The sequence below is a fragment of the Flexivirga sp. YIM B11880 genome (genome assembly GCF_058148645.1).
The window spans coordinates 222,797-247,076 of the sequence record NZ_JBMAMH010000002.1 but is presented as its reverse complement, the minus strand read 5'-3'; the positions used below and the strand labels follow the sequence as shown (position 1 = coordinate 247,076).

Annotated in this window: 20 protein-coding genes; 3 read left to right on the top strand and 17 right to left on the bottom strand. The window is 69.0% G+C overall.

What is annotated here, in order from left to right:
- Positions 1–18: 18 nt before the first annotated feature.
- Positions 19–2,802: a phosphoenolpyruvate carboxylase gene (ppc, locus tag ACN8HC_RS05595; protein ID WP_490073889.1), complete on the bottom strand. Its 2,784-nt coding sequence runs from the start codon at positions 2,800–2,802 to the stop codon at positions 19–21.
- 142 nt (positions 2,803–2,944) lie between these two features.
- On the opposite strand from ppc, the gene ACN8HC_RS05590 reads away from it, so the two are divergent.
- The 3 genes from ACN8HC_RS05590 to ACN8HC_RS05580 all read left to right on the top strand — a co-directional run bounded on the left by ACN8HC_RS05590 (position 2,945) and on the right by ACN8HC_RS05580 (position 4,682).
- On the top strand, positions 2,945–3,211 hold the full coding sequence (locus ACN8HC_RS05590; protein ID WP_490073888.1) for a DUF4031 domain-containing protein: 267 nt from the start codon (positions 2,945–2,947) through the stop codon (positions 3,209–3,211).
- A gap of 30 nt (positions 3,212–3,241) precedes the next feature.
- Positions 3,242–3,658, top strand: coding sequence for an HIT family protein (locus ACN8HC_RS05585; RefSeq protein WP_490073887.1), 417 nt, complete (start codon positions 3,242–3,244; stop codon positions 3,656–3,658).
- A 163-nt stretch (positions 3,659–3,821) separates the two neighbouring features.
- Entirely contained in the window at positions 3,822–4,682 is an 861-nt protein-coding gene (locus ACN8HC_RS05580; protein WP_490073886.1) for a universal stress protein, read from the top strand.
- Here ACN8HC_RS05580 and ACN8HC_RS05575 read toward each other — a convergent pair.
- The 16 genes from ACN8HC_RS05575 to murG form a co-directional block, all read right to left on the bottom strand.
- On the bottom strand, positions 4,672–6,783 hold the full coding sequence (locus ACN8HC_RS05575) for a S9 family peptidase (protein ID WP_490073885.1): 2,112 nt from the start codon (positions 6,781–6,783) through the stop codon (positions 4,672–4,674). The genes ACN8HC_RS05580 and ACN8HC_RS05575 overlap by 11 nt on opposite strands.
- 173 nt (positions 6,784–6,956) lie before the next feature.
- Positions 6,957–7,778, bottom strand: a complete 822-nt coding sequence (locus ACN8HC_RS05570; protein WP_490073884.1) for a carbohydrate ABC transporter permease — start codon at positions 7,776–7,778, stop codon at positions 6,957–6,959.
- Complete coding sequence (locus ACN8HC_RS05565) at positions 7,775–8,734, bottom strand: carbohydrate ABC transporter permease (RefSeq protein WP_490073883.1); 960 nt, start codon at positions 8,732–8,734, stop codon at positions 7,775–7,777. The genes ACN8HC_RS05570 and ACN8HC_RS05565 overlap by 4 nt, the downstream gene beginning before the upstream one ends.
- Entirely contained in the window at positions 8,727–10,025 is a 1,299-nt protein-coding gene (locus tag ACN8HC_RS05560; protein WP_490073882.1) for an ABC transporter substrate-binding protein, read from the bottom strand. The genes ACN8HC_RS05565 and ACN8HC_RS05560 overlap by 8 nt, the downstream gene beginning before the upstream one ends.
- A gap of 85 nt (positions 10,026–10,110) precedes the next feature.
- A complete protein-coding gene (gene dnaE / locus ACN8HC_RS05555; RefSeq protein ID WP_490073881.1) occupies positions 10,111–13,677 on the bottom strand; it encodes a DNA polymerase III subunit alpha in 3,567 nt (1,188 codons plus the stop codon).
- An 84-nt stretch (positions 13,678–13,761) separates the two neighbouring features.
- Positions 13,762–14,694, bottom strand: coding sequence for an RluA family pseudouridine synthase (locus ACN8HC_RS05550; protein WP_490073880.1), 933 nt, complete (start codon positions 14,692–14,694; stop codon positions 13,762–13,764).
- Positions 14,691–15,305, bottom strand: a complete 615-nt coding sequence (gene lspA / locus ACN8HC_RS05545) for a signal peptidase II (protein WP_490073879.1) — start codon at positions 15,303–15,305, stop codon at positions 14,691–14,693. Before lspA ends, ACN8HC_RS05550 begins: the two co-directional genes overlap by 4 nt.
- Positions 15,269–16,342 carry a TraR/DksA family transcriptional regulator gene (locus ACN8HC_RS05540; protein ID WP_490073878.1) on the bottom strand — a complete coding sequence of 358 codons (1,074 nt, stop codon included), beginning with the start codon at positions 16,340–16,342 and terminating at the stop codon, positions 15,269–15,271. Before ACN8HC_RS05540 ends, lspA begins: the two co-directional genes overlap by 37 nt.
- Before the next feature lie 131 nt (positions 16,343–16,473).
- The gene (locus ACN8HC_RS05535) at positions 16,474–17,568 is read right to left on the bottom strand and encodes a DivIVA domain-containing protein (protein WP_490073877.1); all 1,095 of its coding nucleotides are present in this window, start codon (positions 17,566–17,568) and stop codon (positions 16,474–16,476) included.
- Positions 17,569–17,656: 88 nt separating this feature from the next.
- Positions 17,657–17,935, bottom strand: a complete 279-nt coding sequence (locus tag ACN8HC_RS05530; protein WP_490073876.1) for a YggT family protein — start codon at positions 17,933–17,935, stop codon at positions 17,657–17,659.
- 79 nt (positions 17,936–18,014) lie between these two features.
- Positions 18,015–18,521 carry a cell division protein SepF gene (locus tag ACN8HC_RS05525; RefSeq protein WP_490073875.1) on the bottom strand — a complete coding sequence of 169 codons (507 nt, stop codon included), beginning with the start codon at positions 18,519–18,521 and terminating at the stop codon, positions 18,015–18,017.
- A 66-nt stretch (positions 18,522–18,587) separates the two neighbouring features.
- Positions 18,588–19,298, bottom strand: a complete 711-nt coding sequence (locus tag ACN8HC_RS05520) for a YggS family pyridoxal phosphate-dependent enzyme (protein ID WP_490073874.1) — start codon at positions 19,296–19,298, stop codon at positions 18,588–18,590.
- Positions 19,291–20,031 (bottom strand): peptidoglycan editing factor PgeF, encoded by a 741-nt coding sequence (gene pgeF / locus ACN8HC_RS05515; RefSeq protein WP_490073873.1) that lies wholly within the window; start codon positions 20,029–20,031, stop codon positions 19,291–19,293. Before pgeF ends, ACN8HC_RS05520 begins: the two co-directional genes overlap by 8 nt.
- Positions 20,032–20,142: 111 nt before the next feature.
- Positions 20,143–21,390 carry a cell division protein FtsZ gene (gene ftsZ, locus ACN8HC_RS05510; protein ID WP_490073872.1) on the bottom strand — a complete coding sequence of 416 codons (1,248 nt, stop codon included), beginning with the start codon at positions 21,388–21,390 and terminating at the stop codon, positions 20,143–20,145.
- A 285-nt stretch (positions 21,391–21,675) separates the two neighbouring features.
- The gene (gene murC / locus ACN8HC_RS05505) at positions 21,676–23,121 is read right to left on the bottom strand and encodes a UDP-N-acetylmuramate--L-alanine ligase (protein ID WP_490073871.1); all 1,446 of its coding nucleotides are present in this window, start codon (positions 23,119–23,121) and stop codon (positions 21,676–21,678) included.
- Complete coding sequence (murG, locus tag ACN8HC_RS05500) at positions 23,118–24,263, bottom strand: undecaprenyldiphospho-muramoylpentapeptide beta-N-acetylglucosaminyltransferase (protein WP_490073870.1); 1,146 nt, start codon at positions 24,261–24,263, stop codon at positions 23,118–23,120. Before murG ends, murC begins: the two co-directional genes overlap by 4 nt.
- Between the last annotated feature and the right edge of the window lie 17 nt (positions 24,264–24,280).

Below are 24,280 nucleotides of genomic sequence, written 5' to 3'. Positions count from 1 at the left end.
CTCGGAGGACCGGCGCGCTCAGCCGGAGTTGCGCAGGGCGGTGGCGAGGCCGTTCATGGTGAGCAGGATGCCGCGCTGCACCTGGGGGTCCTCGTCGCCGTTGCGGTAGCGCCGGAGCAGCTCGACCTGCAGGTGGTTGAGCGGCTCCAGATAGGGAAACCGGTTGAAAACAGAGCGTTTCAGGTTGGCGTTGTCCCACAGCAGGTCCTCGTGGCCGGTGACCCGGGCGAACATCTGCAGTGTCCGCTGGTGCTCGTCGACGATCTTGGAGAAGACGCGCTCCCGCAGTGCCTCGTCCCCGACCAGCCGCGAATAGCGTTCCGCGATGCCGAGATCCGACTTCGCCATCACCTGCGCCAGGTTGGACATCACCGTCTGGAAGAACGGCCACCGCTCGTAGTAGCCGCGCAGCCGCTTCAGCCGGGACTCGTCGTCACCGACCCACCGCTCCAGCGCGCTGCCGGTGCCGTACCACCCGGGCAGCATCACCCGCGACAGCGACCACGACATCACCCATGGGATAGCTCGCAGGTCGCTGATCTTGGTCGTCTGCCGCCGCGACGACGGCCGCGAGCCGATGTTCATCGCACCGATCTCCGCCACCGGCGTCGAGGTCGTGAAGTACTCGACAAAACCGTCCGTCCGGTGCACCAGGTCCGAATAGGATTCCCTTGCCAGCGCTGCGATCTCGTCCATCGCGGCATACGCCTCGTCGGTGTCGTCACCCAGCCCCTCGACGTCGAGCAACGACGCTTCCAGGGTCGCTGCGAGCAGCGCTTCCAGGTTGCGGGTGGCGAGCGGCGGCTCGGCATACTTCGCCGCGATGATCTCGCCCTGCTCGGTCAGCCGCAGCGAACCGCGCACCGCGCCGGGCGGCTGCGCGAGGATCGCCTCATAGCTGGGGCCGCCGCCACGGCCGACGGTGCCGCCGCGGCCGTGGAAGAGCCGCAACCGGATCCCGGTCTCGCGCGCTACTTCGACCAGGTCCAGCTCCGCCCGGTAGAGCGCCCAGTTGGCCGCCATGTAGCCGCCGTCCTTGTTGGAGTCGCTGTAGCCGAGCATCACCTCCTGCAGCCCGTCCTTGCTGTCGACCAGCTGCCGGTAGGCCGGCACCGACAGCGCCGCACGCATCGTGGTCGCCGAAACCTGCAGATCCTCAATGGTTTCGAACAGCGGCACGATGTTGACCGAGCAGGTCGCAGCCGCACCGTCGATCCCTGGCTCCAGCAGCCCGGCCTCCTTCAGCAGCACCGCCGTCTCCAGCATGTCCGACACCGAGGTGCACATGCTGATCACGTGGTTGGGGATCGCCTCCGGGCCGAACGTGCGCACCGCCCGCGCCGCCGCCGCGGTGATCGCCAGCTCCTTCGCCGTCTGCTCGCTCAGCTCCGCGCCCTCGCCCACCAGCGGGCGCCGCGTGGCCAGCTCAGCGGTCAGCAGCTCGACGCGCGCGTCCTCGTCGAGCGACAGGTAGTCCGGGTGCACGCCCGCCCAGGCGAACACCTCGGCGATCGTCTCCTCGTTGATGCCCGAATCCTGCCGCAGGTCGAGCCCGTAGAGATGGAAGCCGAAAGTCCGCACCGCTTCACGCAATCGGAGCAACCGGTCGTCCGCGATCAACTCGCCGTGGCCGGTGCGCAACGCGGCGTCCATGACGTCCAGGTCGGCCAGCAACTCCCCCGGCTCGGTGTATGCCGGGGCGCCCGGCACCTCCACGGCGGCCTGGAACCAGTCGCCGAAGAACGCACTGTGCGTCGCCGACAGCCGTCCGCGGGTCCACCGGATGACCTGCCGGTACGGCTCGTCGGACCGCTCGTCGGTGGTGTTCCGCGCGGCGAGCTCGAGCAGCTCCGGCGAGGTGGGCGTCATACGGACCGAGAAGGAGAACTCGTCCTCCAGCGCTTCGAGCTCGCGCAGATAGTGCTCCAGCGCTGTCTGCGCCGCGCGACCGCTGGCGGTCGAGACGACCTCCGGCGTGACGTTCGGGTTGCCGTCCCGGTCTCCGCCGATCCACGAACCGGCCCGCAGCACCGGCTCCGCGGCGACGTGCGCGGACGGATAGCGGGCCGCCAACTCCTCGCGCACCCGCGCGTTGAGCTGCGGCATGACCTCGAAGAGCGACGCGTCGAACCAGCGCAGCCCCACCTCGATCTCGTCGGTGATGTCGACCCGCCGCAACCGCACCAGCGCCGTCTGCCACAGCGTCTGGATCTGCAGCCGGATGACCCGCTCGACGGCAGCCGCCTCGGCCGCCGTGAGGTTGCCGTGCTCGCGCCGGCGCATCGCCTCCTTGATCCGCGACTGCGTCTGGAAGACCGTCCGCCGCCGCGTCTCGGTCGGGTGCGCGGTGATCACCGGCACCACCGTCGCGCCGCCCAGCGCGTCCTGCACGGTGGCATCGTCGAGCTGCGCCGCGTCCAGCTTGCGGAACGTTGCGGCGAGCGAGCCGTCGTTCGGCGGCTCCCCCGCGTCCACGTGCAGCGCGCGGCGCCGCTCGCGGTGCAGGTCCTCGGCCAGATTGGCCAGCAGCGCGAAGAGGCTGAACGCCCGCACCACCTTCATCGCCTTGTTCGTCGGCAGTCCGTCGAAGATCGCCGCGAAGTCCTCGCGATCCTCCTCCCGGCGGCGCACGGCGAACGCGCGCCTGCGCGCCTCCTCCACCAGCGCCAGGACCTCGTCGCCCTCCTGGTCGCGGATCACCTCACCGAGGACCCCGCCGAGCAGCCGTATGTCGTCGCGCAGCGGCTCGCTTGCCGCACGCCCCTGCGGGGTCACGTCGAAGGCCAGCATGTGATCGAGCATGTGTCCCAGCATGGCGCGTGCTCGCCCATCATGCGGGCTTCCGTCTCGCAAAGTGAGCAATCTCCCACGGCGTGGCCGGCGCTGAGTCGCGCGGCCCGGCATACCGACCGTCGGCACTTCGGGGCGCACTAGCCTCGCAAATATGACGATCCTGATCGACCCGCCGATGTGGCCGGCACACGGGACGCTGTGGTCGCACGTGGTGAGTGATGCGTCGTACACCGAACTGCACGACTTCGCAACGCGACTCGGCATCCCGCCACGGCTCTTCGACCACGATCACTACGACCTCCCGCAGGAGAGGTATGCCGAAGCCGTCGCGGCCGGAGCCCACGAGGTGCCCGGCAGCACCCTCATCCGGCGGCTCATAGCCAGCGGGTTGCGGGTGCCGGAACGCGACCGGCGGTGAATCCCTTTCGCAGCTGGTAGGTTTCGTCGCATGAGCGACTGTGTCTTCTGCTCCATCGCGACCGGCGCCATCGACAGCTTCCAGGTCGCGCGCACGCAGCACACGGTCGCATTCCTGGACAACCGCCCGGTCTTCAAGGGCCACGTCCTCGTCATTCCGACGGAACACGTCGTCACGCTGCCGGAGCTGCCGGACGAGCTGCTCGCGCCGTTCTTCGGCGAGGTGCGACGCGTCGCGGCCGTCATACCCGAAACCCTCGGCGCACAAGGCACGTTCGTCGCGATGAACAACAAGGTCAGCCAGAGCGTCGCCCACCTGCACTGTCACGTGGTGCCGCGGACGAAGGGCGACGGGCTGCGCGGGTTCTTCTGGCCGCGCACCCGGTATGCCGCCGGCGAGCAGGCCGAGTATGCCGCCCGGCTGCGCGCGGCGCTCGCCGACGACTGACGCACGGCGCCAACCCGAGAACCCGGCCGCTACCCGCCCGCCCGTCAGATGGTTATCAGCCCCGCCACAGTTTCAGTGCTTAACTTGAAAGCGGCGGGGGTGCTCCCCGCGACGGCGGCTGCCGGCCCCCGGCAACTGCCGCCAGGTCGACGCGGAGGTCACCATGGAAGGCTCAGTCCAACCCGGAAGTGTCGTCGTCGGAATCGACACCTCAACCTCGTCCATGACTGCCCTGGACTGGGCAGTCGACTACGCCCGCGCCACCGGCGCGCCGATGCACCTCGTCCACGGCTTCAGCCACGACCGGCCCGACCTGGTATTCAACATGGGCGCCGAGCCCGACAAGCTCTACGCCGCCGGGGAGCGCGTGCTCGTGCGCGGCCGCAACCGAGTGCACCTGCGCGACGTCACGATCGACGTCACCACCTCGCACGCGGACGGCTACCCAGCAGCGGCTCTGGTCCGCGCCAGCGCGCACGCGTCCATGGTCGTCGTCGGCTCACACGGCGACAGCATGCTGCACATCTCCTCCCTCGGCGAGACCGCACACCAGGTTGCCGCGCACGCCAAGTCCCCGGTCGCGGTCGTACGCCGCGCGTCGGACACGGCATTCGGACGCATCACCGCCGGTGTCGACCGGTCGAACCACAGCCGCAAGGCGCTCGCCTGGGCGTTCAACCAGGCCGAGCGCACCAACGCCGAGCTGCACGTGCTGCACGCCTGGCAGCCCCGGGACGCCAAGGACCCCAGCCTCGGCATCGCCGACTGGGAGTCCTACACCGCCAAGTGCCGCGCCGAGATCGAGGCGGCCGTCTCCGATCAGCAGCGGTTGCACCCGGCGGTCAAGGTGCTGACCGAGATCGCCGACGGCAACCCGACCCGGACGCTGGTCGACGAGTCACGGGAGAGCGACCTGGTCGTCATCGGTGCTCGTGGCGCCGGCGGCTTCGAGGGGCTGATGCTCGGCCGGGTCGCGGTCGACGTGCTCGCGCACGCCACCTCGACGGTGATCATCACCCACTGAGTTCGGTCGCGCCGATCCGGTCGAGGAGGAACGCCAACTCGAACGCCGTCTGCCGCCAGCCGTCATACCGGCCGCTGCGGCCGCCGTGCCCGGCCACCATCTCGGTCTTGAGCAGGATCGGCCGGTCGAGGTCGGCCGCGACGGTGTTGCGCAACTGTTGGACCCACTTGGCCGGCTCGACGTAGAAGACGCGGGTGTCGTTGAGGCTGGTGGTCGCGAGGATCGCCGGGTAACGCGCCGCACGAACGTTCTCGTACGGCGTGTACGACTTCATGTAGGCGTAGACCTCGGCGTCCGCGATCGGGTTGCCCCACTCCTGCCACTCCCCCGCGGTCAGTGGCAGCGACGGGTCGAGGATGGTGGTCAATGCGTCCACGAACGGGACGTCGGCGTGGACCGCGGCATACAGCTCCGGCGCAATGTTGGCGACCGCGCCCATCAGCAGGCCGCCCGCCGAACCACCTTGTGCGGCAAGACGATCCGGGTGCACCCAGCCCAGCTCGAGCAACGCCCGGGACACCGCGACGAAGTCGCTGAAGGTGTTGCGCTTGGCGAGCAGCCTGCCGTTCTCGTACCAGCGGCGGCCCATCTCCCCGCCGCCACGCACGTGCGCGACGGCGTAGACCACGCCGCGATCGAGCAGGGACAGTCGTGACGCCGCGAACGACGGATCCATCGAGATCTCGTAGGAGCCGTAGCCGTAGAGGAACCCGGGGTTGCTGCCGTCCGCGGTGACGTCGCGCCGGTGCACCAGCGACACCGGCACCTGCACACCGTCGTCGGCGGTCACCCAGAGTCGTTCCTCGACATACCGGGACGGGTCGTAGCCGGGCACCTCGCGCTGCTTGAGCAGGACGAGCTCGCCGGTGGCCGGCCTGTAGTCGTAGATGCTGCTCGGCGTGAGCCACGAAGCGAGGACGAGTTGGACTGCCTCCACGCCGTATTCGGGGTTCGCGCCCAGCCCGAGAGTATGCAGCTCCGGCTCGACGGGTATGGCGCGGGGCTCGCCCAGCGCACCGTCCGCTCCCTTGGGCAGCAGCCGCAGGGTCCGCAGCCCGGCGTGCCGCATGCTGACGAGCACGAACCCGGCGAACGCGTCCACGCCGAGGATCCGGTCGCCGTCCTCCCCGGTCATGACCGGCTGCCAGTGCTCACGGCCCGGCGTCGTGAGCGGCGCCTGCGCGAGGTCGAAGTCGACTCGAGAGCCGTTGTGTACCACCAGGATCCGGTCACCGTCGATCTCGATGTCGTAGTCGAGGCCCGCGACGCGCGGTTGCACCACCCGGAGCTGCCCGAGCGGGTCGGTGAGGTCGAGCAGGTGCGCCTCGGTCGTCGTGGTCGACCCGATCATCACGACCAGCCACCGCTCGTCGCGGGACTCGCCGATGCCGAGGGCGAACTCCTCGTCGTCCTCCCGGATGACCAGCTCGTCCTGGTCGGCGGGTGTGCCGACTTCGTGGCGCCATACCTCGTGCGGCCGCCAGGCGTCGTCGCGACGGGTGTAGAACACATGCCGCCCGTCGGCGGACCACACCACGCCGGTGCCGATCCGGCGCACGGCGTCGTCGAGCACCGCGCCCGTCGCGGCCTCCCGGATGGACAGGTCGTAGACCTCGTCGCCCGCGACATCCAGCGAGATCGCGACCCGGCTGCCGTCCTGGCTCACCGAGAGGTCGCCGAGTTCGAAGAACTCCTGCCCGCGCGCCTCGGCGTTGCCGTCCAGCAGCACCTGTTCACCGAGCAGCGGCTCGCCGGGCTGCGGGTCGGGTCGTGTGCCGTCGGGGGTGGAGGGCGCCCGCGCGTGCACTTCGTACTGCTGCCCCTCGATGGTGCGGGTGAAATACCACCACTCACCCATGCGCACCGGCACCGACAGATCGGTCTCCTTGGTGTGCGCCTTGATCTCACCGAAGATGGTGTCCGCCAACGGTTTCAGGTGCTGCGTCATCGCGTCGGTGTAGGAGTTCTCGGCCTCGAGGTGGGCGATCACCTCCGGCGACTCCTTGTCGCGCAGCCACTCGTAGTCGTCGACGAAGGTGTCGCCGTGGAAGCTGCGCTCGGTGGGCTGGCGGCGGGCCTGGGGCGGCTGCGGTGAAGTCACCGACTCAGCCTACGAGGGATGTCCCTCCCGCCATGACGTCCGACCCCCGCCGAGAGGCTCACCAAATTTCCAGAGGCTCAGAACACCGCCGCCACACCGGCCGCATTGCTGAGCCTGTCGGTCATTGCTGAGCCTCTCGGCAGAAGGAGTGGCGGCGTGTGGAGGCGGTCTGGTCACTCGTTGATGCCGGTCTGCTCGACGCCGGCGACGATCCAGCGCTGCAGGAAGAGGAACATCAGCAACAGCGGCACCATCGAGACCAGCGCGGCGGTGAACATGCCGGACAGGTCGACCGACTGCGCCGTGATGTAGGTCGACAGGGACACCTGCACCGTCCACGCCGACTGATCCTGGCCGATCACCAGCGGCCAGAGGAAGGCGTTCCAGCTGCCGATGAAGGTGATCGTGGCGATCGCCGCGGTGAAACCCCAGGAGTTGGGCACCACGATCGCGAGGAAGGTCCGCATCGGGCCGGCGCCGTCGATCCGCGCCGCCTCCTCCAGCTCCTTGGGGAAGCCGAGGAAATACTGCCGGAAGAGGAAGGTCGCCAGCGACTGGAAGAGACCCGGGATGATCAGGCCGCGCAGGGTCGACACCCAGCCGAGCGACGACACCATCACGAAGGACGGCACGAACGTCACCGCCGCCGGGATCAGCAGGGTGGCCACGATCAGGTAGAACACGGCGTTGGCGTAGCGCACCGTGGAGCGGGCGAGGCCGTAGCCCGCCATACCGGAGATGACGAGCACGAGCACCGTCTGGGTCACCGCGATCACCAGCGAGTTGACCATGCTGCGGCCGAGCGGCACCGTCGAATTGTGGAAGGTCGCAGTGAAATTCGACCACTGCGGGTGGGTCGGGAACCACGTCCAGTGGTCGATGCCGACCAGCTGCTGGTCGGTGGACAGCGCCGCTCGCAGCAGCAGGTAGAACGGCACCAGGAAGATCACCGCGGCGAGGGTGAGCACGAGGAACCGAGCGGCCTTCACTGTCATGATTCTCGCCGCCCGATGCCGGTGAGCCGGCCCTGCAGCAGCGCGAAGATCGCGATGATCAGGGTGAGTATGACGGCGCCGGCGCTGCCGTCCCCGAAATCCTGCCCGTTGCCCAGGGCGACGTTGAAGAGGTAAACCAGGGGCGGCCGTGCGTATGGCGGGTAGCCGCCGGTCGTCGACAGCACGTTGTAGAACTCGTCGAACGCCTGAAAAGCGTTGACCAGCAAGAGCATCAGCACAGCGGTCGACGTCGCCCGCAGCTGCGGGAAGGTGATGTAGCGGAACGCGTTCCACCCGACAGCGCCGTCCAGCGCCGCCACCTCGTAGAGCTGCTGCGGCACCCGCTGCAGCGCCGCGAGGAAGAGCACCATGAAGAAGCCGACCTGCAGCCAGAGCCGCACGGTGACAAGCACCAGCCAGTACCACGGCGGGTGCACCACGGACAGCCAGGCGATCGGCGCAGCACCCAGCCAGCCCAGGACGGTGTTGACCATGCCGGCCGCGGTCCCGCCGAAGAGCGAGTGCCGCCAGATCATCGCCGCGACCACATAGCTGCACGCGGTGGGCAGGAAGAACACCGATCGGAAGAACGCCTTGCCACGCCGCACGCCGTTGACCAACACCGCCAGCCCGAGCGACAACGCGAAGGTCGTCGGGACGATGAACGCCGCGAACAACACGAATGTCACCAGGCTGGAGCGGAACGCCGGGTCGCCCAGCATCCGGCGGTAATTGCCGAAGCCGACGAAATGCGTCGGTGTCACGGTGTTTCGAGCGTCGTAGAAGCTCAGCCACACGCTCCACAGGATCGGTATGACGACGAAGACCAGCAGTCCCGCGACGAACGGTCCGACGAAGATCCAGAACCACACGTGCGGGCTGTCGGTCCACTTGCGCCGCGGGCTCGCCGGTCGGGCCGGTGCCGACACGGGTCGACTCGCGGCCTGCTCAGCCACCGATCCGCTTCAGCTCCGCCGTCACGACGTTCTGGACTCCGGCGAGACTGGAGGTCGGGTTGGCGCCCGAGCGGACGATCTTGTCGACGGCGTCGGTCATCGCGGTCGCGGACTTCGGCGACCACAGCAGCGGAGTCTGCGGGTGCCCGTAGGTCTTGAGGTAGCGGGCTGCCGTCTTGGCCTCTCCCGTCTGGAGTTTCGTCGCCTTGCCGACCAAGCTCGTGCGGGACGGGACGTGAAAGCCGTAGCTCTGCGCGAAGTCGAGCTGGTCGGCGGTCTGGTCGACCCACAGCCACTTGACGAACGCCTTCGCCGCCTCGACGTCCTTGGCGCGCGCGCTGACACAGGACGCGTAGGCGCCGACCGGCACCGATGGCTTGCCCGAGCCGCCGATCGCCGGGAACGGCAGCACGCCGAAGTCGTCGCCCAGCTTGTCCTGCAGCATCGGGAAGTTCCACAGCCCGGTCCACTGGATCGCGGTGAGGCCGCTGCTGATCGCGCCGGGGTCCGACCAGTCGGTCGGTGCGCCGAGCAGCAGGTGGCCCGAGGTGAACAGGTCGTGGAACTTGCCCAACGCCGACGCGACGTCCGGGTTGGCGAAGTCCGGCTTGTTGTCGGAGGTCAGATAGTCGTGGCCGCTGCTCCACAGCACCGGCCCGGCGAGGATGCCGGCGCCGCCGTCGTTGCCGAGGAACAGACCCTTCACCTTGCCGGTGGTCAGCTTCGCGGCCGCGCTGACGAGCTCGTCGAGCGTCTCCGGCGGCTTGACCCCCGCCTTCTGCAGCATCGACTTGCGGTAGACGAACAGCTGCATGTCGACGACCTGCGGGACGCCGTAGATCTTGCCCTTCCACGTCATCCGCTCCAGCAGGGACGGCGTGAAGTCGCTCTTGGCGTCACCATAGACGTCGGTCAGGTCGACGACCTGCTTGCCGGTGATCATGTCGATCGTCGGGCCGTTGCCGTATTCGAACACGTCCGGGCCGGAGTTGGTGAGCAGCGCCGCCGCCGACTTCTGGTCGTAGTTGCCGGGGATCCACTGCACCTTGACGGTGGCCTTCTTGTATGCCGCGGCGTAGCGCTTGACGGCCTGCTCGGTGCCCGCCTCGCCGTACTGGTGGTACCACTGCGAGATCGTGCCGCCACCACCCGATCCGCCACTGGTGCCGCCGCCCGAGGAGCGGCCGGTGTTGCCACCGCACGCGGCGAGTGCGCTCGCAGCGAGGATCCCGCCAGCGCCGGCCAGCAGTTGACGCCGCGAGGGCGTGGCATGAGTCGAATAACGCTTCATGATCGAAAACATAGCCCTCGGCGGTGACGAAGTGGCTCGTGAGACACGCGCGAGTCGATCGAGGTCCAGCGGCGACCCTCGCGCGTCAGCCGACCAGGCAGGCCGGCCCGAGCAGCGCCTTGAGGTCGCCGAACAGCGCGGGCGACGCGGTGACGCGCAGGCCGTCGTCGAGCTTCACGGTGACCGAGCGGCCGGGCTGGGTGAGCTTGAGGTGCACCTCGGTGGCTCCGGGGTGCTCGCCGAGGACGCCCTTGAGCCGGTGCGCCAGGCCGTTGTTGGCCCGCACCAGCGGCAGCGTGAGCACCACCGGACCGCGCACGTCGCCCTTGAGCTCGGGCAGCGTCATCTCCTGCGCGGACAGCGAGATGGTGTCGTCGCGCTCGAGCACCCGGCCCTTGATCACGCAGACCGTGTCGGGGCTGAGCATGGTGGACACCGTGAGGTAGGTCTTGGCGAAGAACAGCACCTCGACGCTGCCCTCGAGGTCCTCGACCGTCGCGATCGCCCACAGCTCGCCGCGCTTGTTGCGCTTCAACTGCAAACCGGTGATGAGTCCGGCGATGGTGACCATCGCGCCCTCCTTGGGCGCGTCGTCGCCGTGCAGCTTGGCAATCGAGACGTCGGCGTGCTGCGACAGCACGTGCTCGATGCCGAAGAGCGGGTGGTCGGACACGTAGAGCCCGAGCATGTCCCGCTCGAAGGCGAGCTTGGTCTGCTTGTCCCACTCGATCTCCGGGATCGGCGGCAGTGCTGCCAGGCTCACGCCCTCGTCGTCGCCGAAGCCGGCGAACAGGCTCTCCTGGCCCTGCTCGCTCTTCTTGGCCTCGTCGGCGAGGGAGTCGACATAGGTCTCGTGTATGGCGACAAGACCCTGCCGCGTGTGCCGTAGATCGTCGAAAGCGCCTGCCTTGACAAGGGACTCGACGGTGCGCTTGTTGCACACGGCAGTGCCGCCCTTGCGCAGGAAGTCCTCGAACGAGCTGAACTTGCCCTTGCTCTCGCGGGCCCGCACGATCGCGTCGACGACGTTGCCGCCGACGTTGCGCACCGCGCCCAGGCCGAACCGGATGTCCTCGCCGACGGCGGTGAAGTCGTGCACCGACTCGTTGACCGAGGGCGGCAGCACCTGGATGCCCAGCTTGCGGGTGTCGGCCAGGTAGATGGCCATCTTGTCCTTGGAGTCCCCGACGGAGGTCAGCAAGGCGGCGGCGTATTCGGCCGGGTAGTTGGCCTTGAGGTAGGCGGTCCAGTAACTCACCAACCCGTAACCGGCGGTGTGCGACTTGTTGAACGCGTAGCCGGAGAACGGCAGCATGACGTCCCACAGCGCCTGGGTCGCCTCGGGCGAGAAGCCGTTCTTGATCATGCCGGCGGAGAAGTTGTCCCACTCCTTGGCCAGCACCTCCGGCTTCTTCTTGCCCATGGCGCGGCGCAGCAGGTCGGCGCCGCCCAGCGTGTAGCCTGCGAGCTCGCGGGCGATCGCCATGATCTGCTCCTGGTAGACCAGCAGGTGGTAGGTGGTGCCGAGGATCGGGTCGAGCGCGTCCTTCAGCTCCGGGTGGATCGGAGTGATCTCCTGCCGGCCGTTCTTGCGCTCGGCATAGTTGATGTGGGCGTTGGCGGCCATCGGGCCTGGCCGGTAGAGCGCCAGCACGGCCGCGATGTCCTCGAATCGGGTCGGCACCATGAGACGCAGCAGGCTGCGCATCGCGCCGCCGTCCAGCTGGAAGACGCCGAGTGTGTCGCCGCGCGCCAGCAGCTCGTAGGTCGTGGCGTCGTCCAGCGGGATGGTCTCGGTGGCGACCTTCTCGCCACGGTTGGTCTCGATGTTCTGCAGCGCCTGGTCGATGATGCCGAGGTTGCGCAACCCCAGGAAGTCCATCTTGATCAGGCCCATGTCCTCGCACTGGGGGTACGAGAAACCGGTGATGATCGTGCCGTCCTTGTCGCGGCGATGCATCGGGATCAGGTCCAGCAGCGGCGCCGACGAGAGGATGACCGCCGCAGCGTGCACGCCGGTGCCGCGGATCTTGCCCTCCAGGCCGCAGGCCGTGTCGAAGACCTTCTTGACGTCGGGCTGCGCGGCGATCATCGCCCGGAAGTCGACGCCCTCGGCATACCGCGGGTGGCTCTCGTCATAGGTCGCCGACAGGGGCACGCCCTTGCCCTGCACGTCCGGCGGCATCGCCTTGGAGATCTGGTCCCCCAGGCTGAACGGGAACCCGAGGATGCGGTTGGCGTCCTTGATCGCGGCCTTCGCCTTGATGGTGGAGAAGGTGTTGACCTGCGCGGTGTATTCGGCGCCGTACTTCTCGGTGACGTAGTGCACCATCTTGTCGCGCTGGCGGTCGTCGAAGTCCAGGTCGACGTCCGGCGGGTTGATGCGCTCCGGGTTGAGGAAGCGCTCGAACAGCAGCTGGTGCTCCAGCGGGTCGAGCTCGGTGATGCGGGTCAGGTAGGCGACCATCGACCCGGTCGCCGAACCACGGCCCGGTCCGACGGGCACGCCGTTGTCGCGCGCATAGCGGCAGATGTCGGCCACCACGAGGAAGTAGGAGGAGAAGCCCATCGGCTCGATGACCTTCATCTCGGTCTCGATCCGGTCGAGCACCTCCTGGCCCGGGTTGTCGCCGTAGCGCTCCTTGAGCCCGAGCTGGATCTGCTCGCGCAGGTAGGACGCCTGCGTCTGACCCTCCGGGACGTCCGGGAACTGCGGCATGCGGTCGACATACGCGAAGACCTCGCTGTAGTCACCGATCATCTCGGCGACGCGCAGCGTGTTGTCGCACGCCTCGGGCAGCTCGCGGAACAGCTGGCGCATCTCGTCGGCGGACTTGAGGTAGTAGCCGGTGCCGTTGAACTTGAACCGGCCGGGGTCGTCCTTGTTCTTGCCGACGCCGATGCACAACAGGTCGTCGTGGCTGTCGGCCTCGCCCTCGGTGACGTAGTGGCTGTCGTTGGTGGCCAGCAGCGGCAGGTCGAGCTTGCGGGCGATGTCCAAAAGGCCGGACCGCACGGATCGCTCGATGTCGAGGCCGTGGTCCATCAGCTCCAGGAAGAAGTTTTCCTTGCCGAAGATGTCCTGGTATGCCGCGGCCGCCTTGAGCGCCTCGTCGAACTGCCCCAGCCGCAGCCGGGTCTGCACCTCGCCGGACGGGCAGCCGGTGGTGGCGATGATGCCTTTGGCGTGCTCGGCCAGCAGCTCGCGGTCCATCCGCGGCTTCATGTAGTAGCCCTCGAAGCTGGCCAGCGAGCTCAGCTTGAACAGATTGCGCAGCCCGGGCGCGTCCTTGGCCCACATCGTCATGTGGGTGTAGCGGCCGCCGCCGGAGACGTCCTTGCCGCCCTCGCCGTCGACGTTGGCCTCCCGCTTGCCGCCCGGCGCCCAGAACTCCTGCTTGCGGGAGAACCGGCTGCTCGGCGCCAGGTAGGCCTCGATGCCGATGATCGGCTTGACCGCGGAATCCTTTGCGGCGCCGAAGAACTCGTAGGCACCGAACATGTTGCCGTGGTCGCTCATCGCGATCGCCGGCATGCCCAGCCGCTCGGCCTCCGCGAACATGGGCTTGACCTTCGCCGCCCCGTCGAGCATGGAGTATTCGGTGTGCACATGCAGGTGCACGAAGGTGGCGGAGGCGGCAGGATCGGACATCGCGACGAGTCTAGATCGAGCCTCGGACAGGCCGGCAGGGACGCGCGCGGGTGGGACGAATGAGGCGGGTGGTACGGCGGGGAGTCAGCCGTCGCGGGCGACGTCCAGCGCGTGCGACAGGTCCTGCGGGTAGGGACTCTCGAAGGTGACCCACTCCCCCGATCCGGGATGCACGAAGCCGAGTTCGACGGCGTGCAGCCACTGACGGTCCAGACCCAGGCGCTTGGCGACGGTCGGGTCGGAGCCGTAGAGCGGGTCCCCGACCAGCGGGTGGTGCAGCGCGGCGAAGTGGACCCGGATCTGATGGGTGCGGCCGGTCTCCAGATGGATCGTGAGCAGGCTCATGGATCGGAACGCCTCGAGCAGCTCGTAGTGGGTGAGGCTGTGCCGGCCGGACTGCATGACCGCGAATTTGTAGTCGTGCGCGGGGTGCCGGCCGATCGGAGCGTCGATGGTGCCGACCACCGGATCGGGCAGCCCCTGCACCAGCGCGTGGTAGGTCTTGTCGACGGTCCGGTCGCGGAACGCCTGCTTCAACACCGTGTAGGCGCGCTCGCTCTTCGCCACCACCATCAGCCCGCTGGTGCCGACGTCGAGGCGTTGCACGATGCCCTGCCGCTCGGCGGCCCCGGAAGTCGAGATCCGGTATCCCGCAGCGGCCAGGCCGCTCACGACATCCGGCCCGTTCCACCCGACGCTCGGATGTGCCGCCACGCCGGCGGGCTTGTCGACGACGACGATCTCGGTGTCGTCATACACGATGGTCAGGCCCTCGACGAGCTGCGGCTTCACCTCGGCGACCCGCGGCCCGACCCGGTCCGGCATCTGCACCTCGAGCCACTGGCCGGCGCTCACCCGGTCGGACTTGCCGACCACCTTGCCGTCCACCGTCACCTCGCCGTCCGCGGCGAGCTGCGCGGACTGCGTGCGAGAGAAGCCGAGCAGCCGCGCGAGCGCGGTGTCGACCCGCTCACCCTCCAAACCGTCGGGTATGCCGAGCGCCTTCACCTCAGTCACGGTTGATCGGCATCCTTCGCCTCGTTCGCAGTTTCGCGTCCGGCACGGCGGCCGTCGATCCCGATGCCGAGGAACGCCAGCAGCGCGATCAGGCAGGCCGCGGTGACGACACAGCAGTCGGCGACGTTGAAGATCGGCCAGTGCGGCAGCTCGAGGAAGTCGACGACATGGCCGCGGCCACCGCCGGGCGCCCGCACGAAGCGGTCGGTGAGGTTGCCCAGCGCCCCGCCGATCAGCAGCCCGAGCGCGCACGCCCACGGCTTGCTCCGCAACCGACGGGCGATGAAAATCGTCGCGATGATCACTGCGGCGGCGATGATCGTCAGCAACCAGGTCGCGTTGGTGGCGATCGAGAATGCCGCACCGGGGTTGTTCGTCAGGTGCAGCTGCAACAGCGTGCCGACCACGTGCTTGGGGCGCAACGGGTCCAACGCGGAGGAAGCCCAGGCCTTGGTCGCCTGATCGAGGGCGTAACAGACGGCCGCGACACCGACCAGCAGCGCGATCAGCTGGGCGGACGGCCGCTTCGGTTCGGGCGGTGCAGAGGTCGGCTCGTCGGCGGGAGCCTCGGGGGTCAGCGCCGCTCCTGCTGGGCCTTGCAACTCAGGCACAAGGTCGCCCGGGGGAAAGCCTGCAGTCGGAGCTTGCCGATCGCGTTGCCACAGTTTTCACAAACTCCGTAGGTGCCGTCGTCGATGCGTTCGAGCGCATGCACCGATTGTTCCAGCAGGTCCCGGGAGTTCTGCGCGAGGGAGGCCTCGTGCTCGCGCTCGAACGTCTTGGCACCGGTGTCGGCCTGGTCGTCGCCCGCGCCGTCGCCGCTGTCCTTGATGAGTCCGGCGATGTCGTCCTCGAAACCGCTGAGTTCCTGGGTGAGACGCTCGACATCACCGTCGAGCTCCGCCCTCACGGCCTCGAGTTCCTTTGCGGTCCATGGGGATTCGTCGTCGCGGACGCGGAGCGTGCCGGCACCGGTCTTCGACACGGGCCCGGTGGTCGGTGCGGGGGTGTTCTTCGCCACAGCCTTCTTCGCAGTCGTCTTCTGGGTGGTTGTTGCTTTGGTGGTTGTTGCTTTGGGCGTTGTTGTCTTCCGGGGCGCGGCCTTCGTGGCTGCCGGCGCGGTCTTCTTCGCCGAAACCTTTGCGGGCTCGGCGGCTGACTTCTTCGCGGGCGTCTTCGTCGCCTTCTTCGCTGCCGCCTTGGTCGCGGCGGGCGCCTTCTTCGTGACAGCCTTCTTGGTCACGGCCTTCTTGGCAGTGGTCTTCTTCGCGGCCGCCTTGGCGGACGCAGTCCTGGCAGCGGGGGCCTTGGCTGCCTTGGCCGGTGCCTTCGTCGTGACCGACTTCTGCACGGCCGCCTTCTTCGCCCCGGCCCTGGCCGCGGTGGTCGTGCGGGCCGCACTCTTCTTTGCCGGTGCCGTGCTCGCCGTTGCCTTCTTCGCCGCCGCTTTCTTCGGCGCGGCCTTCGTGCCGGCCGCCTGCTTGGCAGTCGTCTTCTGGCCCGCGGTCTGCTTGCTCGTGTTGCCGGCCGACGACGCGGACCCGCGCCCCGCGGCCTTGGCGACGACGCCGGTGGCCTTCCGCAGCGCCGTGGTCACGCGGGAGCGACCCGTGCTGGACGTGCCCGTGGCCGTCTTCTTGGCTGGCATCGGATCCCTTCCTGTGGCGACACGGTGCCCGACGGCCGAAACCGCCGGGCAGGAGCGCCTCACCATAACGGATCGACGGCCCCTCCCGGCGGTTAATACCCCGTTGCCGGGGTCAGCGTCTCAGACCGACGTCATTCCTTCGACTTGGGCTTGTCGTCCGTCGCGGTCTGGTCCAGCCGCGAGAGGTGGTCCTCGATGTAGCCGCGCAGCTTGGTGCGGTAGTCCCCCTCGAAGGAACGCAGCTGCTCGATGTGACCGCTGACCTTCTCCCGCTCGGCGTTGAGTTCGCCCAGGATGGTGTTCTTGCGGTCCTCGGCCTCACGCACCATCCGCTCGGACTTCTCGGTGCCGGTGCGAACCAACTCGTCGTGCTTGCTCTGACCGGTTGAGAGCAGCTCGTCGTGACGGCTCTGCGCGGTCGAAATCAGCTCGTCGTGCCGGCTCTGCGCCGCGCTGATCAACTCGTCGTGCTTGATGTGCGCAGCGCCGACCAGCTCGTCGCGCTTGGCGTTGGCCTCGCGGATGACCTTCTCGTGGTGCGCCTGCGCCTCGCTGATCAGCTTGTCGCGCTTGGTCTCGCCCTCGCGGACATGCTCGTCGTGGACCCGCTGCGCCAGCGCGATGACACCGGCCGCACCCTCGGTCGCCGCCACAGCGGCCACATCGCCGGCCTGACCGGCAGCCTTGGTGTTCTGCTCGGCCGGCTTCGGCGCGTTGCCCGCAGCAGCGGCCTGGTCCTTGAGTGCCGCCTGCTCCTTCTTCGCCTCGGCGAGCGCGGTCTGCGCCTGCTGCAGCTCCGCCTTGGCACGGGTCAACTGCTCCTGAGTGGTCCGCAACTCCCCTTGCGCGGCGCGCAGCTCGCCCTGGGTCTTCTCCAGGTCGGCCTTGGCCGCCTTCGCCGCCTCCACGTCCTTCAGCGTCGGGACGGCCTGCGTCTTGTCGCCGTCACCGCCGTTCACCGGCGTGAGCGCCGGCACCGCGGCCGCCGGAGACGGCGTGTTCGCCGCCGGGCCGGACTCGGCCTCGGTTCGACCGGGAACACCCTTGGACCGACGGCAGTCCTCGAGCTTGCCGGTCAGGTCTTCGTTCTCGGCGTTCAGCCGGCGCAGCTCGACCACGATCTCGTCGAGGAAGTCATCCACCTGGATCTCGTCGTAACCACTACGACCGAAACCCTTCGGTTTGGTGAACTCCTTCTTCACCACGTCTTCTGGCGTCAACGCCATCTGTTCACCTCGGTAAGAAGTCGGCAGCGGATCACGCCGTTGTCACGCGCGCAAGAGCCACTGCTATCAATCGGATAAATAAACGTGCTCACTGTAGGATACCGAGCAGCAAAGAGACAGCCACGATCAGGATCAGGAAGGCCAGATCGAGGCGCACTTGCCCCAGCCGCAGCGGCGGCACCACACGACGCAACGCTTTGAGCGGTGGATCCGTTGTGGTGTAAATGGTTTCGGCAACGACGAGCACCGGCCCGCGCGGACGCCAGGAGCGCGCAAAGACCTGCACCCAGTCCAGCACCAGTCGGCCGAGCAGCAGGATGAAGAAGACGTAGAGCAGCAGTGACACCACTGCGAGAACGACCGACATGCTTCCATTCTGCGGCATGAGCGGGCCGGAACCGACCACCAGCCCGCCGGGGCCGCGCGCCCTCAGGAGTTGCGGGCGCTCAGCTCTGGTTGAAGAGGCGACCGGTGGGGCGTCCGGCCTCCGGCCCGCTGGTGGCGACCTCGATGCCGTGCGGCGACAGCAGGAACACCTTGCTCGTGACCCGCTCGATCGTGCCGTGCAGGCCGAAGACCAGACCGGCGGCGAAGTCGACCAGCCGCTTGGCGTCGGTGTCGTCCATGTCGGAGAGGTTCATGATGACCGGGACACCGCTGCGGAAGCTCTCGCCGATCTCCTTCGCCTCGTTGTAGGTGCGCGGGTGGATCGTGTTGATGCGGCTCATCTCGCCGGCCTCCTGCCGGTGCGGTGCCGGGACAGCCGGCGAAGTGTGCAGGTGGGTGACGGGTGCCGGCTCACGGTGCGGCTGCTCCTCGACGGGGTAGCCGCTGTCCTGCGCCTCGTCGTACTGGTCCTCGGTCCACTCCCCGGCGTATTCGTCGTCGCGGTAGTGCGGGTCGGCCTCGGCCAAACCGAGGTATTCCATTGTGGCGCGCAGCTTCCCAGCCATGTATTGCACTCCTTCTCACCGCGGGAGCAGGCCAGTCCCGGGTCGGTCGGTCGGTCGCGAACGACGCTACCGGGGGGCCGGGCGATATCCGAGGATTGCGCTGCCGACACGCAGGTGTGTCGCGCCGGCAGCGACCGCCTGCTCCAGATCACCGCTCATCCCGGCCGACAGCCAGTTGGCCTCCGGGTGATCGGATCGTATGGCGCCCGCCACCGCCGACAGGCGCTCGAACGCCTCGGCGGGATCGGCGTCGAGCGGCGCCACCGCCATCACGCCGCGCAACCGCAGCGCTGCGCAGCCGGTGACGTGGTCGGCCAGCGCCTGCGCGTCCTGCGGCGCCACCCCGCCTCGTCCGGTCGCGCCGGACAGGTCGATCTGCACCAGGACGTCGAGCGTCCGCTCCTGCGCGGTGGCCGCCCGGTCGAGTGCGGTCGCGATCTTGGACCGGTCCACCGACTGCACGACGTCGGCGTAGCGCACCACGTGCGCAGCCTTGTTGGACTGCAGCTGGCCGATGAAGTGGACGGTGAGCTCGCTACGGACGGCCTCCGGCAGCTCGGCGAATTTCGCACCGGCTTCCTGGTCGCGGTTCTCCCCCACGTCGGTGACACCGAGCGCGGCCAGGTGCTCCACGTCGGAGGCCGGGAAGAACTTGGTCACTGCGATCAGCGTCACGTCCCGGCGGTCACGCCCGGCGTCGGTGCAGGCCCGGTCGATGCGGGCGCGGACCTCGGCAAGGTTGGCGGCGAGCGTCTCGCGCCGGCTCTCGTTATCCATCAGCGGCCCTTTGGACGATGACGCCGGCGAACCGGCCCGCCTGCTTGTCGCGCCGGTAGGAGAACAGGCGGTCGCTCTCCCGGGTGCAGCCGGGCACCCAGGTCGTCGGCACGCCGCGGGCGTGCAGTTGGGCGACCACGCCGCCGGCGACGTCGATCGCCGGCGTGCCGGTCCAGCTGACGGTGCGACTCTCGGGGGTCGCCGCCGCGGCCTCCTCGCGCAGCTCCAACGGCACTTCGTAACACCGGCCGCACACCGAAGGGCCGACGATCGCAACCGGATCGGTTGCGCCGTGATCCGCCATACGGTCCAGCGCGCGGTCGACGATGCGCGCCATCATGCCGGGTCGGCCGGCGTGCACGGCGGCCACGACTCCGGCGTCGGGGTCGGCGAGCAGCACCGGGGTGCAATCGGCGACGAGCACGGCGAGCGCCAGCCCGGGCGACGCGGTGACGATGCCGTCACCGTCCGCCTCGTCGCCCGCATCGGCCTCGACGGTCAGCACGCGGTCGCTGTGGCTCTGGTGCATGAAGACCAGCTCATCCGGTGCGACACCGACCGACGCGGCAACCGCCGCACGGTTGTGGGCGACGTTGGCGGGGTCGTCACCGACGCGGCCGCCGAGGTTCAGGGTGGCCAGCGGACCGGCGCTCACTCCCCCGGAGGTGTCGGTGAAACCGACGTCGATCGTCCGGCCGGCCGGACCGGCCAGCGTGTCACGCCACCACCACATCGCCGTGCCTTGCTCAGGCCGCGTCGGTCGAGTAGGCCGGAGCGCCAGCGCAGGCCGTATCGAAACCAGCGGGTCGGCGCACCGAGCTACCGACGATCGGGCTCGACGAGGTCACTTCAAGAAGTCGGGGACGTCGAGGTCCTGGCTGTCGTCGAAGGTCACCTCGCGCGGCGGGCGGCTGGTGGCCGCCTGCTGCACGGCTCCGGGGTTGGCGGGTGCCGGCTGGTCGGCCTGCTCCTGCTGTCCGTTGGACGCGGCCGGCGTCTGCTGGGGAGCGTTGGCCGGTGCGGCCTGCTGACCGGACTGTGCCGCCTGCTGCTGTTGCGGCGCCTGCTTGGGCAGTTGCTGACGGGCGGGCACCGGAGCGCCCTGGATCTGGCCGAGCGCGCGCTCGTCGCTGCGCTTGTTGGGCGCGCCGCCCTCGAAGCCGGCGGCGATGACGGTCACGCGCACCTCGTCGCCGAGCGCGTCGTCGATGACGGCACCGAAGATGATGTTGGCCTCCGGGTGCGCGGCCTCCTGCACCAGCCGGGCCGCTTCGTTGATCTCGAAGAGACCCAGGTCGCTGCCGCCCTGCACCGAGAGCAGCACGCCCTGCGCGCCGTCGATGCTGGCCTCCAGCAGCGGAGAGGAGATCGCGAACTCGGCGGCCTGCACGGCCCGGTCCTCGCCGCGTGCGGAGCCGATGCCCATGAGCGCCGAACCGGCGCCCTGCATGACCGACTTGACGTCGGCGAAGTCGAGGTTGATCAGGCCCGGGGTGGTGATCAGGTCGGTGATGCCCTGGACACCGGACAGCAGCACCTGGTCCGCGCTGTGGAACGCGTCCAGCATCGAGACGTTGCGGTCGCTGATCGACAGCAGCCGGTCGTTGGGGATGACGATGAGGGTGTCGACCTCTTCGCGCAGCGAGTTGATGCCCAGGTCGGCCTGGTTGGCGCGGCGCCGGCCCTCGAAGGTGAACGGCCGGGTCACCACACCGATGGTGAGCGCGCCGAGGCTCTTGGCGATCTTGGCGACCACCGGGGCGCCACCGGTGCCGGTGCCGCCGCCCTCGCCGGCGGTCACGAACACCATGTCGGCGCCCTTGAGCACCTCTTCGATGTCCTCTGCGTGGTCCTCCGCCGCCTTCTTGCCGACCTCCGGGTCCGCGCCGGCGCCGAGGCCGCGGGTCAGCTCCCGGCCGACCTCAAGCTTCACGTCAGCGTCACACATCAGCAAGGCCTGGGCATCGGTGTTGATGGCGATGAACTCCACGCCTTTCAGACCGACCTCGATCATCCGGTTGATGGCGTTCACGCCGCCGCCGCCGATGCCGACGACCTTGATGACGGCCAGGTAGTTCTGCGGAGTTGCCACGAGGGAAGGGCCTTTCCAGCGTTAGACGATGTGAGCAAGCAGTATGCCGACTGCGATCTCCACGCCGAAACGCGGATACCACGGGAGTCACCATGATGATGACCTTGTGAGCGACGCTCCCCTAGCCGACACACCGTGCCGCGGCGAGTGGAGCCTCACACAAGCAGCATCCCAGGCATGCTACGCGGCGGATTCCGGCGCGGCGAGTATGGACCTGAGGTTGACGGTGAGGTGTATGACGGCACGAGCGCGCACCGACCGGCGGCCGTGCCGGGATGGGCGTTCTCACCGCGCCAGCGACTGCAACAGCCGGGGACCGATCGTGGTGATGTCGCCCGCGCCGACGGTGAGGACCAGGTCACCCGGGCGCACCCGGTCGAGGACGGCCTGCAGCGCGTCGTCGAGCGACGGAGCGTAGACGACCCCGCCGGTCGTCACCCGATCGGCCACGAGCGCTCCGGTCACTCCCGGCACCGGTGTCTCACGGGCCGGATAGACATCGAGCACGATCGCGACATCGGCGAGGGAGAGCGCCGCCGCCAGACCGCCAGCGGAATGCTGGGTCCGGGAGAAGAGGTGCGGCTGGAACACCGCGATCAGCCGGCCCCCGTCACGCAGCCCGAGACCGGCACGGATCGCCGCATCGAGCTTGTCCGGGTTGTGCGCGTAGTCGTCGATGACCCGCACCCCGCCGGCTTCGCCGCGCGGTTCGAGCCGACGCGCCGAACCGGTGAACTGCCCGAGCCCGGCCACCACCTGCTCCAGCGGAAGCCCGAAACCGTCGCTCAGGGCGAGGGCGACACCGGTCGCGTTCTGCAGGTTGTGTGCGCCAGGCACCTTGAGGCGCAAGGGCATCCGGCCACCGTCTGCCGGGAGCAGGGTCGCGGACCAGTCGAACCCGCAACCGGACTCGTCCACCAGGCGCAGGTCGGCGTCGGCCGTCCGACCGTAGGTGAGCACCCGGCGGCCGAGCTCGCGGTGCCGTGATCCGAGTGCGGCGGCACCCGGGTCGTCGGCGCAGACCACCAGCAGCCCGCCGTCGCGGACGGTGTCGGCGAAGTCGGCATACGCCTGCTGGACCCGCTCGGAGGTGCCGTAGAAATCCAGGTGGTCGTCGCGGACGCTGGTGACGATCGCCACCTGCGGGTGGTAGACGAGGAACGACCCGTCACTCTCGTCGGCCTCGACGACGAACGAGTCGCCTTGTCCGACACCGGAGTTGGCGCCGATGCCGGCGATCGGCGCGCCGATCGCGAACGACGGATCGGCGCCGCACGCACGGAGTGCGACGGTCGCCATCGCGCTCGTCGTCGTCTTGCCGCTGGTCCCGGCGACCGCGAGCGCTGCCCGGCCAGCCATCAGCACACCGAGCGCTTGGGCGCGGTGCAGCACCCGCAGGCCGCGGGCGCGGACGCCGGCCAGCTCCGGGTTGTCCTCGGCGATCGCCGACGACACCACGACCACGGCATCGTCGCGAACTCGCGCGGCGCCCTCCGCCGTCTGGCCGATCCACACCTCGGCACCGGCGGCCCGCAGCTCGTCGAGCACCGGGGTCTCGCTGCGCTCCGAACCGGAGACGGCCACGCCCGCGTCGAGCAGCAGGCGCGCGACGCCCGACATACCGGAGCCACCGATGGCAATCAGGTGCGCGGCGCGGAGGTCGGCCAGCCCCGGCAGCGGGGCGGTGAAATCGAAGCGGCGGTTGATGCCGTCTGCGGGCTGAACGGTCATGCCCGGTGCTCGTTCAGGACTGCCTGCTCGATGAGGTCGACCAGCCGCTCGTCCGCGTCGCCGTGGCCCTGAGCACGGGCGGCCTCGGACATCGCGGCCAGCCGGGCACGGTCCATGGCCAGCGGGATCACCTCTCGCTCGATGTAGTCGGGGGTGAAGTCGTCGTTGTCGATCAGCACCGCTCCGCCGGCATCGACGACGTCGGCAGCATTGAGTCGCTGCTCGCCGTTGCCGACGGGGAGCGGCACGAACACTGCGGGCAGCCCGATGGTCGAGGTCTCGCAGACCATGTTGCCGCCGGCGCGGGTCACCACGAGATCGGCGGCCGCGTAGGCGAGATCCATGCGCTCGGCATACGGCAACACGATGTATGCGGGATCGTTCGGGCCGGCGGGCGGCACCTGCACCTCCTTGCCCATGCCGGTGACGTGCAGCACCTGTACTCCCGCGTCGCGGAAGGCAACGGCAGCGGCGGCCACCGGCTCGTTGATCCGCACCGCCCCGCTGGATCCGCCGGTGACCAGCACCGTCGGCAGGTGTCCGCGCAGCCCGAAGGTGTCGAGCGCCTCGGCACGCAGCGCGTCCCGGTCCAACCGGGTGATCTCACGGCGCAGTGGCATACCGACCACTTGTGCGTGCGGGAGTTTGGTGACCGAGAAGGCGGTGGCGACATACGGGCTGAACCGCGAGCCCAGCTTGGTGGCCAGGCCGGGCAGCGCGTTGCCCTCGTGGACGACGATCGGTACTCCGAGTTTGCGGGCGGCCAGGAACGCCGGCGGGCTGACGTAGCCGCCGAAGCCGACCACGACCTGCGCGTCGACCTCCTGCACCAGGGCGGCCGCATCGCGACGTGCCCGAAGGAACGTGCGCGGGAAGCGGACCGCGTCGGCGTTCGGGCGGCGCGGGAAGGCGGCCTTGTCGATGAGCTGCAGGTCATAGCCGCGTTCCGGCACGAGGGTCTCCTCGAGCCCGCCGTGCGACCCCAGCACAGTGATCCGCACGTCCGGGTGCCGGCGGCGCAGCGTGTCGGCGGTGGCCAGCAGCGGTGAGACGTGTCCGGCGGTGCCCCCGCCGGCGAGCAGGACAGACGTCAGCGGCGCGGAGGATGCGGAGGCCTTTGGTCGCTCGCTGCGCTCGCTCATGGACGTATTGTGCCGGG

Bases quoted from the DNA above. Each gene is read 5' to 3' on its own strand.
- ACN8HC_RS05525 (WP_490073875.1), bottom strand. From the start codon at position 18,521: ATGGCTGGGAAGCTGCGCGCCACAATGGAATACCTCGGTTTGGCCGAG.
- ACN8HC_RS05535 (WP_490073877.1), bottom strand. From the start codon at position 17,568: ATGGCGTTGACGCCAGAAGACGTGGTGAAGAAGGAGTTCACCAAACCG.
- ACN8HC_RS05530 (WP_490073876.1), bottom strand. From the start codon at position 17,935: ATGTCGGTCGTTCTCGCAGTGGTGTCACTGCTGCTCTACGTCTTCTTC.
- ACN8HC_RS05585 (WP_490073887.1), top strand. From the start codon at position 3,242: ATGAGCGACTGTGTCTTCTGCTCCATCGCGACCGGCGCCATCGACAGC.
- pgeF (WP_490073873.1), bottom strand. From the start codon at position 20,031: ATGTGGTGGTGGCGTGACACGCTGGCCGGTCCGGCCGGCCGGACGATC.
- ACN8HC_RS05540 (WP_490073878.1), bottom strand. From the start codon at position 16,342: ATGCCAGCCAAGAAGACGGCCACGGGCACGTCCAGCACGGGTCGCTCC.
- murG (WP_490073870.1), bottom strand. From the start codon at position 24,263: ATGAGCGAGCGCAGCGAGCGACCAAAGGCCTCCGCATCCTCCGCGCCG.
- murC (WP_490073871.1), bottom strand. From the start codon at position 23,121: ATGACCGTTCAGCCCGCAGACGGCATCAACCGCCGCTTCGATTTCACC.
- ACN8HC_RS05590 (WP_490073888.1), top strand. From the start codon at position 2,945: ATGACGATCCTGATCGACCCGCCGATGTGGCCGGCACACGGGACGCTG.
- ACN8HC_RS05580 (WP_490073886.1), top strand. From the start codon at position 3,822: ATGGAAGGCTCAGTCCAACCCGGAAGTGTCGTCGTCGGAATCGACACC.
- ACN8HC_RS05570 (WP_490073884.1), bottom strand. From the start codon at position 7,778: ATGACAGTGAAGGCCGCTCGGTTCCTCGTGCTCACCCTCGCCGCGGTG.
- ppc (WP_490073889.1), bottom strand. From the start codon at position 2,802: ATGCTCGATCACATGCTGGCCTTCGACGTGACCCCGCAGGGGCGTGCG.
- dnaE (WP_490073881.1), bottom strand. From the start codon at position 13,677: ATGTCCGATCCTGCCGCCTCCGCCACCTTCGTGCACCTGCATGTGCAC.
- ACN8HC_RS05560 (WP_490073882.1), bottom strand. From the start codon at position 10,025: ATGAAGCGTTATTCGACTCATGCCACGCCCTCGCGGCGTCAACTGCTG.
- ACN8HC_RS05520 (WP_490073874.1), bottom strand. From the start codon at position 19,298: ATGGATAACGAGAGCCGGCGCGAGACGCTCGCCGCCAACCTTGCCGAG.